This is a genomic window from Actinomadura sp. NPDC023710 (assembly GCF_040639875.1).
Lineage (GTDB): Bacteria > Actinomycetota > Actinomycetes > Streptosporangiales > Streptosporangiaceae > Spirillospora > Spirillospora citrea.
The window spans coordinates 84,602-97,899 of the sequence record NZ_JBFAGB010000031.1; the positions used below are offsets into that span (position 1 = coordinate 84,602).

Below are 13,298 nucleotides of genomic sequence, written 5' to 3' on the forward strand. Positions count from 1 at the left end.
CCGTGGCGCGTCGCCCGGTCCCGCTTGGCATTGCGCCGCCGAGGGGAAGATCTTTGGGCAGGGTTGCGGGGCGGCGCCCGTTCCGGGCGGGTCCGGCCGTGTGGCAGGCCGGTCAGGTCCCGGAGACGGGGTGCGTCAGCAGGGCGACGGGGTCGCGTCCGACGCGCGTCACCACGAGGGTCAGCTCCTTGGCGCGGCGTCCCGCGCGGCGCCCGCCGAAACCGAGGTCGCGGCGGAGCCGGTCGACGTCCACGGCGGAGCCGCGCTTCTTGACGGTCAGCACACCGATCTCGCGGCGGCGCAACTCGGCGCGCAGCCGCTTCACTGAGAACGGGAGCACGTCCTCCACCTCGTAGGCGGAGGCGAAGGGCGTCGGGCGCAGCTCGTCGGACGTGACGTAGGCGATGTGAGGGTCCGCCAAGCCGCCGCCGACCAGTTCCGCGACTTCGCCGACCAGGTGGGCCCGGATCACGGCGCCGTCAGGCTCGTACAGGTAACGGCCCCACGCGCGTACGTCCGGGTCGCCCAGCCCCTGGGGAGTCAGAGTCCGCACCTGGGGCTCTGTGCCCGAGAGGTCCGAGAGGTAGGTGTCGGACGCGAGGAGAGTGGCCCGCCGGCCCACGTCGCCTGCGAGCCCGCCCAGCCACAGGGCCGCTTCCTTGACGTCACCCCCGACCGAGACCCACTCGGCCTCCGCGTCGTCCGGTACTGCCTCATGCGGAATGCCGGGCGCGACCTTCACGCAGGCCGCGGGCACCTGGCCGGCCATGGCCAGGACGACGTCGAGCGGCGGCTCGTACGAACGGGGATCGAAGACACGGCCCCGTGCCGTGCGCCGTCCGGGGTCGGCGAAGACCGCATCGAACCCGGACGGATCCTCCTCGGTGGCGTCCCCGACCCGTACAGAGGCGAGACCCTCCAGTCCGAAGGCGGCCACGTTGGCGCGAGCCACCTCAGCGGTCAGCGGGTCCAGCTCCACGCCTTCCCCGGCCAGGCCCGCGCGCGCTCGGGCGATGAGGTCGGCGCCTATCCCGCATCCCAGTTCCAGCACACGCGCGCCGGGCAGCCGGTCCGCGAACCGTCCGGCACGGTAGGCCGCCACGCTCGCGCGGGTCGACTGCTCAAGCCCCGCCTGCGTGAAATACATGCGGTCGGCGTCCGCCCCGAACTTGGCCCGGGCCCTTTCCCGCAGCCGGACCTGCGTCAGCGCGGCGGCCACGAGCGGGGGCTCGTGCCGCTCGCGCAGCCGTGATGCCGTGGCGAGCAGGCCGTCCTCGCTCACGTCCGCCTCGGCCGTCTCCCTGAGGAGCGCCTGGCCGGAGGGGGTGCGCAGGACCCGGAACGACGCGATGTCCATAGGGTGGAAGTTAGCGGCAGAGCCGGAGACCGGCGGCCGGTGAACGCCCGGAGACGGCCGCCGGGCGGGCTCGTGTCCGTGTTGACGGGCCAACGGGCACGGAATAGTCTCACGACTGGCACTCTCAAGGGTAGAGTGCCAAATACAGCGACGAAGGTCGGTCTGGCACCCGCGACGGCAGGCCGGTCCAGGGTCGCCTCTTCTGTCACATGTGCTGGTCGGTCATCCATGGCCGGCCGAGGACCAATCGAAGGGGAGGTCAGATCGTGACGACCGCCACCAAGGTTGTTCTCAAGCCGCTTGAGGACCGCATCGTCGTCCAGCCGCTTGAGGCCGAGACCACCACCGCGTCGGGCCTGGTGATTCCGGACACCGCCAAGGAGAAGCCCCAGGAGGGCACCGTCCTTGCCGTTGGCCCGGGTCGCGTCGACGACAAGGGCGAGCGCGTCCCCGTCGACGTCAAGGTCGGCGAGGTCGTGCTCTACAGCAAGTACGGCGGCACCGAGGTCAAGTACAACGGCGAGGACTACCTCGTCCTCTCGGCCCGCGACGTGCTCGCGGTCATCGAGAAGTAATCACCGAGACGTGATGCACCCGCCCCGGTCGGCGCCGCCTTCGGGCGGCCCGCCGGGGCGGATCGCGTGAAAGAGGAGTATCCGCATGGCGAAGATCCTGGAATTCGAGGAGGACGCTCGCCGGGCTCTTGAGCGCGGCGTCAACGCTCTCGCGGACGCCGTCAAGGTGACGATCGGCCCGCGCGGCCGCAACGTCGTCATCGACAAGAAGTTCGGCGCGCCGACGATCACCAACGACGGCGTCACCATCGCCCGCGAGGTGGAGCTGGAGGACCCCTACGAGAACCTCGGGGCCCAGCTCGCCAAGGAAGTGGCGACCAAGACCAACGACATCGCGGGCGACGGCACCACCACGGCGACCGTCCTCGCTCAGGCGCTGGTCCGCGAGGGGACCCGCAACGTGGCGGCCGGCGCCTCGCCGCTCGCGCTCAAGCGCGGCATCGACGCGGCCGCCCAGTACGTCTCCGACCAGCTGCTGAAGTCGGCCCGCGAGGTCGAGGAGAAGGGCGAGATCGCGCACGTCGCGACCATCTCCGCGCAGGACCCGCAGATCGGCGAGCTGATCGCCGAGGCGTTCGAGAAGGTCGGCAAGGACGGCGTCATCACCGTCGAGGAGGCCCACACGATGGGCCTCGAGCTGGAGTTCACCGAGGGCCTCCAGTTCGACAAGGGCTACCTGTCGCCGCACATGGTCACCGACCACGAGCGCATGGAGGCCGTCCTGGAGGACGCCTACGTGCTCATCGTGGACGGCAAGATCTCCAACGTGCAGGAGTTCCTGCCGCTGGCCGAGAAGGTCGCCCAGACCAAGAAGCCGCTGCTCGTGGTGGCCGAGGACGTCGAGGGCGAGGCGCTGGCGCTGCTCGTCGCCAACAAGATCCGCGGCACCTTCCTGTCCGTCGCGGTCAAGGCTCCGGGCTTCGGCGACCGCCGCAAGGCGATGCTCGGCGACATGGCCACCCTGACCGGCGGCCAGGTCGTCAGCGAGTCGATCGGCCTCAAGCTCGACTCGATCGGGCTGGAGGACCTCGGCCGCGCCCGCCGGATCACCGTCACCAAGGACGCCACCACCATCGTCGACGGCGAGGGCTCCGCGGACGAGGTCACCGCCCGGATCAACCAGATCAAGGTGGAGATCGAGAACAGCGACTCCGACTGGGACCGCGAGAAGCTGCAGGAGCGCCTGGCCAAGCTGGCCGGCGGCGTCTGCGTGCTGCGCGTCGGCGCCGCCACCGAGGTGGAGCTGAAGGAGAAGAAGCACCGCCTGGAGGACGCCATCTCGGCGACCCGCGCGGCGATCGAGGAGGGCATCGTCTCCGGCGGCGGCAGCGCCCTGGTGCACGTCGCCAAGGAGGGCTTCGGCGCCCTCGGCCTGTCCGGCGACGAGGCGACCGGTGCGGAGGCGGTCCGCCGCGCGCTGCCCGAGCCGCTGCGCTGGATCTCCGAGAACGCCGGCCAGGAGGGCTACGTCGTCGTCTCCAAGGTGGAGGAGTTGCAGGTCGGCCACGGCTACAACGCCGCCACCGGCGAGTACGGCGACCTGATCGCCCAGGGCGTCATCGACCCGGTGAAGGTCACCCGCTCGGCGGTCACCAACGCCGCCTCCATCGCGGGCATGCTGCTCACCACCGAGGTGCTCGTGGTCGACAAGCCGGAGGAGGCCGACGAGGCCGCCGGCGGCGGTCACGGCCACGGCCACGGTCACGGTCACTGAGATCGGCCGACCGGCGGGCTCGTCCCGTCCGGGAAGCGCAGGTGAGACCCCCGTCCGTCCGGGCGGGGGTCTCACCGCGTCTGGCAGAGGTGCTGGGCCGGTGGGGGCGCCGGACGGATCGCGTTCCCGCCCGAGAAAGCGTCTTCCCGCCGGGAAAAGTCCGCCACGCCCGGCAGCATGATGACCACGACGCGTAGTAACTCCAGGTTCGCTCCCGCACTGTGACCATTCCGTTGTAGAGGACAGTGGAGACACGCCCGGGGGTGCTGGGCATCATGCTTGACGTGACCGAGGGATGCTTCGCCGGGACCGTGAGCGCGCGCGCTGCCGACCCCTCGAACGGGCCGGCACCTCCCGCCCCCCGCGACACGGCCCGTTCGGCTCGGGCGCTGCGCGCCGCGGACGCCGGTGACGGCGACCTCAAGGAGCTGACCCATCTCGCCGTGCAGGGCGACCCGGGCGCCATCGAGATCCTCATCGCCGAGGTGCGTCCCATGATCGTCCGGTACTGCCGCGCCCGGCTCGGCCGGGTGTCCGGGCAGTACCACATCGCCGACGACGTGGCGCAGGAGGTCTGCATCGCCGTCCTGTCGGCCCTGCCGCGCTACCGGGACATGGGCCGGCCGTTCGCGTCCTTCGTCTTCGGCATCGCCGCGCACAAGATCGCGGACGCGCTGCGCAGCGCGGTCCGCGCCGCCGTGCCCACCGAGGACCTGCCGGACGGTCCGGACGACCGCCCGGGCCCCGAGGAGACGGTGGTCCGCTACATCGAGGCGCAGCGCGCCCGCGACCTGCTCACCCGGCTGCCCGAGCACCAGCGCGAACTGGTGCTGCTGCGGGTCGTCGCGGGCCTGTCGGCGGAGGAGACCGGTAATGTGCTGGGCATGTCCGCGGGGGCGGTACGGGTCGCGCAGCACCGGGCCCTGGCCCGGCTCCGGGCGATGGCCAGAGAGGAGTCGATCGCTTGACGGAGCGCGGCCCCCTCACCGGCCTGCGGGGCGCCCCGAATCCGGACGAGCCCGCCCACTTCGGCGACGCCCCGGCGCAGGCGCCGCAGGCCCGCCCGCCCGCCGTCGCGCCCGCGGACCTGTCCGCGGTGCGCCGTACCGACGCGCTCTTCGAGTCGCTGGCGGCGCGGGACGCTGCCGGTTCCGCGGCCCCCGCTGAAGGCCCCGCCGAAGCCCCCCGCGCCGTCCCGCAGGACGACGACCGCGACCCGGCGGAGGAGGGGCGCGCCGACGACCGCGACCCCGTGGTGCGGCTGCTGCGGGCGCTGGTCGTCGACGTCGACGACCCGAACTGCGACGCCCCCGGACCGCCGGCCCCCTCGGGCCCCGGCCCGCGCCGGCGCGGGCCGCGCACCATCGTGGCCCTGAGCGTGGCCGGCGCCGTCCTCGCCAGCAGCGGCGTCGCGGCCGCGGGCGGCGGCGCCGCCGACCGCACCACCGCCTCCCCGGCGCCGAGCGCGTCCAGCGTGGCGGAGGGCGCGGACAGGTCGGCCGACACCGACGCTGGCACCTACACTCGCCCGCGGCCGCCCGTGCGCCCGGCCCCCGAGGCGGGACGTCCCGCGGCCCGCACGCCGTCCGGCCCAGGCCGCGAGGAGAACCCGCAGGCCAGGCGGCGCCCGGAGGGCCCTTCCCCCCGTCACCTGCCGCGCCGCCCCTCCCGCAGGCAGGAGGCGCCCACGATGTTCACGGAGCCGGTCGGGAGGCCCGAAGCGCAGCCGGTGGCCGACCCGCCGCCGCGCCTCGACGACCTGCGCCGGATCGTCCGCAAGCGCGCACTCGGCTACCAGAACCGCGCCACCGACGACTGACGGCGGCGTCCTCCAGGTCTCTCGCGTCCTGCGCGTCCGGGCCGGTGCGGGCCCGCGCGGTCAGTTCTCGTCGCGGCCCTCTTCGCTGTCGATCACGCCGTCGACGTAGCCGCGGGCGTACTCCCAGCTGACGTAGTCGACGGGATCGGGGGAGAGCGCGGGTTCGTGCACACGGGGGAGGCCCTGGTCCAGCAGGTGGCGCAGGTTGCCGTGCAGCAGGTCCCAGTCGATGTAGTGCATCTTGCCGCAGTCGCCGCAGTCGACGGTGAGGCCGCGCACCCCGAGCGGCTCCAGCAGGGCGCGGAAGACCTCCAGGTCGGCGAGGTCGGCCAGCACGTCCTCCCGCTCCGTCACACTGAGCGGAGCGGTCTCGTCGCCCGGGTCGCCGAGCGCCGCCGCCGGATCCTCCGGATCTCCGGCGAACGGGTCGAGCGGAGCATCGTCGTGCACGTACCCACGCTACTGCGAGACGCCCCGAGAGGTGCACCCCCCGGTCCCTCCGTGCGCGAACGAGCGCGAAGCGTGCGGGCACGGAGGGGAATGCGAAGGACCGCCCGGCGTGTTGGGGGATGTCATCAAGACCACGTGGCCGCCGCGCGCAAACCCCGGCCGGCCGCGGGCTCCGGCCCCTACCATGGGGACAGGGTCCCTTGTGACCTGGCCCGATGCCGTCACCACCACGGGAAGGTTGTCATGATCCCCGCCGCCGAGCCCGACAAGTTCCTCCCGCAGGGCCTGACCTTCGACGACGTGCTCCTGCTGCCGGGGTACTCCGACCTGCAGCCCGGCGAGGCCGACACCACGACCCGGCTGACCCGCGAGATCTCGCTGCGGATCCCGCTCGTCTCGGCGGCGATGGACACCGTGACCGAGGCCCGCACCGCGGTCGCGATGGCCCGCCAGGGCGGCATCGGCGTGCTGCACCGCAACATGTCGATCGAGGAGCAGGCCGCGGAGGCCGACCGGGTCAAGCGCTCCGAGGCCGGGATGATCACCAACCCGGTGACCTGCCTGCCGGACGCCACCCTCGCCGACGTCGAGACGCTGTGCGCCCGCTACCGGATCTCCGGCGTGCCGGTGACCGACGTGCGCGGTGTGCTGGTCGGCATCGTGACCAACCGGGACATGCGCTTCGAGACCGACCTGTCGCGCCCCGTGCGCGAGGTCATGACGGCGATGCCGCTCATCACCGCCCCGGTGGACGTCTCCCGTGAGGAGGCGTTCCGCCTGCTCGCGGGCAACAAGGTGGAGAAGCTCCCGCTCGTCGACGGCGAGGGCCGCCTCAAGGGCCTGATCACCACCAAGGACTTCACCAAGAGCGAGCAGTACCCCGACTCCACCAAGGACGCCGACGGCCGCCTGCTCGTCGCCGCGGCCGTGGGCGTCGGCGAGGACGCCCTGCGCCGCGCGAGCGCCCTCATCGACGCCGGCACCGATGTGATCATCGTGGACACGGCGCACGGCCACTCCAAGGGCGTCGCCGACACGATCGCCGCGATCAAGGGCAACGCGTCCGTCCAGGTCGTCGGCGGGAACATCGCCACCGCGGCCGGCGCCCAGGTGCTGGTGGACGCGGGCGCCGACGCGATCAAGGTCGGCGTGGGCCCCGGCTCCATCTGCACCACCCGCATCGTCGCCGGCGTCGGCGTCCCGCAGATCACCGCGATCTCCGAGGCGGCCCGCGCGGCGAAGGCGGCGGGCGTCCCGGTGATCGGGGACGGCGGCCTGCAGTACTCGGGCGACATCGCCAAGGCCCTGGTCGCGGGCGCCGACACCGTGATGCTCGGCAGCCTGCTCGCCGGTGTCGAGGAGTCCCCGGGCGAGCTGATCTTCGTCCACGGCAAGCAGTACAAGTCCTACCGCGGCATGGGTTCGCTCGGCGCGATGCGCAACCGCGAGCGCGGCGCCTCCTACTCCAAGGACCGCTACGCCCAGGCCGAGGTCAACGCCGAGGAGAAGCTGATCCCCGAGGGCGTCGAGGGCCAGGTCCCCTACCGGGGGCCCCTCGCCAACGTCGCGCACCAGCTCGTCGGCGGGCTCCACCAGTCGATGTGGTACGCGGGCACCCGCACCGTCCCCGAGCTCCAGGAGCGCGGCCAGCTCATGCGCATCAGCGTCGCGGGCCTGCGCGAGAGCCACCCGCACGACATCCAGATGACCGTGGAGGCCCCCAACTACCAGGGCCGCTGACCTGACGTAAGCTCTTCCGGGGCTGGGTCCCGCGAACCGCGGGAAGACCTGATCACGTGGAGGAAGGGCGCAGTGGCTGCTGAGGTGGAGATCGGCCGTGGCAAGAGCGGCCGTCGGGCGTACGCCTTCGACGACATCGGCATCGTGCCGTCCCGCCGGACGCGCGATCCCGAGGAGGTCAGCGTCGCCTGGCAGATCGACGCCTACCGGTTCGACATGCCGCTGGTCGTCGCGCCGATGGACAGCGTCGTCAGCCCCGCCATCGCGATCGCCGTCGGACGGCTCGGCGGCCTGGCCGTGCTCGACCTCGAAGGGCTCTGGACGCGCTACGACGACCCCGGGCCGCTGCTCGCCGAGATCGCCTCGCTGGACGACGTCCAAGCCACCCAGCGGCTCCAGGAGATCTACTCCGAGCCGATCAAGGAAGAGCTGATCGGCCGCCGGATCGAGGAGGTCCGTGAGGCGGGCGTCACCGTCGCGGCGCGGCTGTCGCCGCAGCGCACCGCCCAGTTCCACAAGGCCGTGATCGACGCCGGCGTCGACCTGTTCGTGATCCGCGGGACCACCGTGTCCGCCGAGCACGTGTCGGGGCGCGCCGAGCCGCTGAACCTCAAGCAGTTCATCTACGACCTCGACGTCCCCGTGATCGTCGGCGGCTGCTCCACCTACACCGCGGCGCTGCACCTGATGCGCACCGGCGCGGCCGGCGTGCTGGTCGGGTTCGGCGGCGGCTCCGGGCACACGACCCGGACCGTCCTCGGCGTCGCGGTCCCGATGGCCACCGCGGTCGCCGACGTGGCCGCCGCCCGGCGCGACTACATGGACGAGTCCGGCGGCCGCTACGTGCACGTGATCGCCGACGGCGGCATGGTCAACAGCGGCGACCTCGCCAAGGCGTTCGCCTGCGGCTCCGACGCCGTGATGGTCGGCTCCCCGTTCGCCCGCTCCACCGAGGCGCCCGGGCGCGGCTACCACTGGGGCAGCGAGGCCCACCACGGCGACGTCCCCCGCGGTACCCGCCTCGAGCTCGGGACGATCGGGACGATGGAGCAGATCCTGCACGGCCCGTCCCACGTCGCGGACGGCTCCATGAACCTCATCGGCGCGCTGCGCCGTTCGATGGCCACCGCGGGATACACCGAGTTGAAGGAGTTCCAGCGGGTGCAGGTCGTCGTGGCCCCCGGCCAGTCCACCGACTGAGAGCGACCCCACGTCCGTTCATACGCATCTCGGTGTGAACCGGTCCTTACTCTTGGGTAGGAACCGTTCGGAAACCGAACCGCTGTGGGGGGATGCGCGATGACGGGATCACCGGTGACCGGTCTGGGAAGCTCGCGGCTCGGCCCGGCCGAGCGCGCCGCGGCGCTCGACCGCATGGCCCGCGAGGAGTTCGACGTGGTCGTCGTCGGCGGCGGCATCGTCGGCGCGGGCGCGGCGCTCGACGCGGCCACCCGTGGCCTGTCGGTCGCGGTGGTCGAGGCCCGCGACTTCGCGTCCGGCACGTCCTCGCGGTCGTCCAAGCTGATCCACGGCGGGCTGCGCTACCTGGAGCAGTACAACTTCGACCTTGTCCGGGAGGCGCTGACCGAGCGCGCGCTGCTGCTCCAGCAGATCGCGCCGCACCTGGTGCAGCCCGTCCCGTTCCTGCTGCCGACCACGCACCGTGTGTGGGAGCGCGCGTACCTCGGCGCGGGCGTGGCCCTCTACGACCTCCTCGCCTTCCAGATGGGCAGCACGCGCGGCGTCCCGCACCACCGGCACCTGACGCGCCGCGGCGCGCTGCGCCTCGCGCCGTCCCTGCGCAAGGACGCCTTCACCGGCGCGATCCAGTACTGGGACGCGCGGGTCGACGACGCCCGCTACGTCATGACCGTCCTGCGGACGGCCGCGGAGTACGGCGCCCAGATCGCCTCGCGCACCCAGTGCCTGGGGTTCCTGCGCGAGGGGGAGCGCGTCACCGGCCTGCGCATCCGCGACCTTGAGGGCAACACGACCAGCGAGGTCCGCGCCAAGCAGGTCGTCAACGCCACCGGAGTGTGGTCGGACGACATCCAGGAACTCGTCGGCGGGCGCGGCCAGATCCACGTGAAGGCGTCCAAGGGCATCCACCTGGTCGTCCCGAAGGACCGTATCCACTCCGCGACGGGGATCATTCTGCGCACCGAGAAGTCGGTGCTCTTCGTGATCCCCTGGGGCCGCCACTGGATCATCGGGACCACCGACACCGCGTGGGACCTCGACAGGGCCCACCCCGCCGCGTCCAAGGCCGACATCGACTACGTCCTGGACCACGTCAACTCCGTCCTCGCCACCCCGCTCACCCATGACGACGTGGAGGGCGTCTACGCGGGACTGCGCCCCCTCCTCACCGGCGAGACCGAGGAGACGTCGAAGCTTTCCCGCGAGCACGTGGTCGCGCACCCGGTCCCGGGCCTGGTCCTCGTGGCGGGCGGCAAGTACACGACGTACCGCGTCATGGCCAAGGACGCCATCGACGCCGTCGCGCACGGCCTCGACGGCAAGGTCGCCGAGTCCTGCACCGACCGCATCCCGCTCGTCGGCGGCGACGGCTTCCAGGCCATGTGGAACGCCCGGCACCGCCTCGCCGCGCGCTCCGGCCTGCACGTCGCCCGGATCGAGCACCTCCTGCGCCGCTACGGGACGCTCCTGGACGACCTGCTCGAACTGATCGCCGACAAGCCCGACCTCGCCAAGCCGCTGAGCGGTGCCGACGACTACCTGCGCGCCGAGGTCGTCTACGGCGCCACGCACGAGGGCGCCCGCCACATCAACGACGTCCTCGCCCGCCGCACCCGCATCTCCATCGAGACCTGGGACCGCGGCGTCGGCGTCGCCCAGGAGGCCGCCGACCTCCTCGCGCCCGTCCTCGGCTGGTCCAAGAAGCAGCGCGACCGAGAGATCGAGTACTACCGCAAGCGCGTCGAGGCCGAACGCGCCTCCCAGACCCAGGAGGACGACCAGGAGGCCGACGCCCGGCGCCGGGGCGCCCCCGAGATCGTTCCCATCGCCACCCCCTGACCTGGAGGCCCGCGGTTCAGGGCCGAGGGCGGCCCTGCACGAGGGTCTTGCCGGTGCTGTAGAGGTCGGCGGGGACCCGGACGGGGTCGAGGAGGTGCTGGAAGGCCAGGCCGAAGTCGAGGGCCATGGTCAGGGCGGCGCGGTCGTCGGGAGCGAGCCCGTCGGGTGCGGGGCCGTCGGCGGGCTCCAACTCCTGGGCCAGCTGGGCGCGGCGTTCGGCGTACCAGTCGGCGATGCGCCAGCCGGCGGCGTAGTCGCGCATGCCGTAGAGCCAGAACTCGACCAGGAGCAGGGCCAGGCGGCGGGGGGCCTCGTCGGAGTCGCGGCGGGACGGGCGGCCGGTGCGGTCGGCGTCCTCGGCGGCGGCGCGGAGCTCGTCGCAGACGTCGGTCCGGGTGCGAGCGCTGGTGATGCGCTCCATCAGGGCGAGCAGCAGGTCGGTCTTGCCAGCGAAGTTGGAGTAGACGGCGCCCTTGGTGAGGCCGGCGGCCGCCGCGATGTCGTCGAGCGAGGCGCCGTGGATGCCGCGTTCGGCCCAGAGGCGCTCGGCGGCGGCGAGCAGGGCGGCGCGGGTCTGCTCGCGCCGGTCGCCGCGCGCTCCGGGGCGGCCGGGGCCGCTCTCGGGCGTGTGGCCGCGGGCGTCCGTCATCGCTGTCCCCTCCCCTGGGCAGCGCCGCCCCCCGACGGCGCTGAAATTCTCCGCTGCTTTCGGGATACACCGGGCCGGGGCGGTCAGTCCTCGACTTGCACAACTCCACCTGGCTTGGAACGGTCCGTTTGGCAGGGGTTGTCAGTCGCGAACGGAGAAGCCGGGATCGCGGACGGAGATAGCAGGCCCTAGTGGGGCATATCACTGCAAGTAGCGCGTTACTTGCGGGTAGCCAAACTGGGCGGGTGGTCATACCCTGCCTGCATGGCATCCCCGACGGTCCCTGCCGAAGGCGCGGCAGACCCAGCCGAAGGCGCAACAGGCCCAGCCGAAGGCGCGGCGACCTCTGCGGAAGGCGCGGCGGACTCTGCCGGAGGCGGGGCGGACTCTGCCAAGGGCGCGGCGGAGCACTCGCTTCCTCGGACCTTGGTCGACCGGCTGGTCTCGCACGTCGCATCGGACGGTGCCGAGACCGCGACGATCCCGAGCCCCTTCACCGGTGAACCCCTGGCGACCGTTCCGTTGTCGAGCCCCGAGGACGTCCGGGCCGCCTACGAGCGGGCGCGGGAGGCGCAGCGGGCCTGGGCCGCGCTGCCCGCGAGGGAGCGGGCCAAGCCCTTCCTGCGGCTCGCGGACGCGCTGGTCGACCGGCGCGGGGAGATCCTCGACATCATCCAGCTGGAGACCGGCAAGGCGCGCCGCCACGCGATGGAGGAGTTCCTCGACGTCGCGCTGTGCTCGCTCTACTACGCCCGGCGGGCCCCGCGGCTGCTGAAGCCGCGCCGCCGCAAGGGGATGGTGCCGGGGCTGACCCGCGTCCAGGAACTGCGGCACCCGAAGGGCGTCGTGGCGCTGATCGCGCCGTGGAACTACCCGTTCGCGCTCGGGGCCAGCGACATCGCGCCGGCGCTGATGGCGGGCAACGCGGTCGTCCACAAGCCGGACACCCAGACGTGCCTGTCCAGCCTGTGGGTGCTGGACCTGCTGGTCTCGCTCGGGCTGCCCCGGGACCTCTGGCAGATCGTCGTCGGCGATCCCGCCGAGATCGGCGACCCGCTGGTGGAGAACGCCGACTACGTCTCGTTCACCGGCTCGACGCGCGGGGGCAAGGCGATCGCGGAGAAGGTGGCGCCCCGCCTGGTCGCCTACTCGCTGGAGCTCGGCGGCAAGAACCCGATGATCGTCATGCCGGACGCCGACGTCGAGCGCGCCGCGCGCGGCGCGGTCCGCGCGTGCTTCACCAACGCCGGTCAGCTGTGCATCTCGATCGAGCGGATGTACGTGCACGAGGACGTCTACGACCGGTTCGTGCCGCGGTTCGTCGAGCTGGTCAAGGGCATGCGGCTCGGCACCGGCCTGGACTTCGACGCCGAGATGGGCTCGCTGACCCACAGGCGCCAGCTGGACGCGGTGACGGCGCACGTCGACCAGGCCGTCAAGGAGGGCGCGACCGTCCTGGCCGGAGGGAAGGCCCGTCCCGACGTCGGCCCGCTGTTCTACGAGCCGACGGTCCTCGCGGACGTCAACGGCGACATGGACCTGTGCGCGAACGAGACGTTCGGGCCCGTCGTCGCGGTCTACAGGTACCGGGACGAGGACGAGGTCGTCGCCCGCGCCAACGACACGTCCTACGGGCTGAACGCGTCGGTGTGGACGAAGAGCCCGGCGCGGGGCCGCCGCCTCGCCGCCCGCATCCAGGCGGGGACGGTCAACATCAACGACGGCTACGGCGCCGCCTACGCCTCCTACGACTCCCCGATGGGCGGGATGAAGCAGTCCGGTGTGGGACGCCGCCACGGGTCCGAGGGGCTGCTGAAGTTCACCGAGGTCCAGACCGTCGCGAGCCAGCACATCCTGGACCTGGAGCCGCCCGGCGCCATCGGCTACGACAGGTTCGCCGACTCCATGGCGACCGGCATCAAGCTCATGAAGAAGCTGCGGATCAAGTAGGGATC

At 72.5% G+C, this 13,298-nt stretch carries 10 protein-coding genes and 1 pseudogene; 8 read left to right on the forward strand and 3 right to left on the reverse strand.

Annotation, left to right across the window (positions count from 1 at the left end):
• Positions 1-112 precede the first annotated feature (112 nt).
• On the reverse strand, positions 113-1,357 hold the full coding sequence (locus AB0H37_RS31220; protein ID WP_360616587.1) for an SAM-dependent methyltransferase: 1,245 nt from the start codon (positions 1,355-1,357) through the stop codon (positions 113-115).
• A gap of 263 nt (positions 1,358-1,620) precedes the next feature.
• Here AB0H37_RS31220 and groES point away from each other — a divergent pair, with 263 nt between their 5' ends.
• From groES to AB0H37_RS31240, 4 genes are all read left to right on the forward strand, one after another.
• Entirely contained in the window at positions 1,621-1,932 is a 312-nt protein-coding gene (gene groES / locus AB0H37_RS31225) for a co-chaperone GroES (protein ID WP_205718926.1), read from the forward strand.
• An 85-nt stretch (positions 1,933-2,017) separates the two neighbouring features.
• A complete protein-coding gene (gene groL, locus AB0H37_RS31230; RefSeq protein WP_179837638.1) occupies positions 2,018-3,646 on the forward strand; it encodes a chaperonin GroEL in 1,629 nt (542 codons plus the stop codon).
• A 389-nt stretch (positions 3,647-4,035) separates the two neighbouring features.
• Positions 4,036-4,614 (forward strand): sigma-70 family RNA polymerase sigma factor, encoded by a 579-nt coding sequence (locus tag AB0H37_RS31235; protein ID WP_179839084.1) that lies wholly within the window; start codon positions 4,036-4,038, stop codon positions 4,612-4,614.
• Positions 4,611-5,465, forward strand: coding sequence for a hypothetical protein (locus AB0H37_RS31240; protein ID WP_360616588.1), 855 nt, complete (start codon positions 4,611-4,613; stop codon positions 5,463-5,465). The genes AB0H37_RS31235 and AB0H37_RS31240 overlap by 4 nt, the downstream gene beginning before the upstream one ends.
• Before the next feature lie 60 nt (positions 5,466-5,525).
• On the opposite strand, the gene AB0H37_RS31245 is transcribed toward AB0H37_RS31240, so the two are convergent.
• Positions 5,526-5,915 (reverse strand): DUF5319 domain-containing protein, encoded by a 390-nt coding sequence (locus AB0H37_RS31245; RefSeq protein ID WP_179837636.1) that lies wholly within the window; start codon positions 5,913-5,915, stop codon positions 5,526-5,528.
• 243 nt (positions 5,916-6,158) lie between these two features.
• On the opposite strand from AB0H37_RS31245, the gene guaB reads away from it, so the two are divergent.
• The 3 genes from guaB (at position 6,159) to AB0H37_RS31260 (ending at position 10,694) form a co-directional block, all read left to right on the forward strand.
• Complete coding sequence (gene guaB, locus AB0H37_RS31250; protein ID WP_329085396.1) at positions 6,159-7,655, forward strand: IMP dehydrogenase; 1,497 nt, start codon at positions 6,159-6,161, stop codon at positions 7,653-7,655.
• Between the two features lie 84 nt (positions 7,656-7,739).
• Entirely contained in the window at positions 7,740-8,855 is a 1,116-nt protein-coding gene (locus AB0H37_RS31255; protein ID WP_329098533.1) for a GuaB3 family IMP dehydrogenase-related protein, read from the forward strand.
• Between the two features lie 99 nt (positions 8,856-8,954).
• Complete coding sequence (locus AB0H37_RS31260) at positions 8,955-10,694, forward strand: glycerol-3-phosphate dehydrogenase/oxidase (protein ID WP_179837634.1); 1,740 nt, start codon at positions 8,955-8,957, stop codon at positions 10,692-10,694.
• A gap of 16 nt (positions 10,695-10,710) precedes the next feature.
• Here the strand turns inward: AB0H37_RS31260 and AB0H37_RS31265 are convergent, their stop codons facing one another.
• Entirely contained in the window at positions 10,711-11,343 is a 633-nt protein-coding gene (locus AB0H37_RS31265; RefSeq protein WP_329085400.1) for a TetR/AcrR family transcriptional regulator, read from the reverse strand.
• A gap of 411 nt (positions 11,344-11,754) precedes the next feature.
• On the opposite strand from AB0H37_RS31265, the pseudogene AB0H37_RS31270 reads away from it, so the two are divergent.
• Positions 11,755-13,293 (forward strand): annotated as a pseudogene (locus tag AB0H37_RS31270) (succinic semialdehyde dehydrogenase); the annotation flags it as partial.
• Positions 13,294-13,298 lie beyond the last annotated feature (5 nt).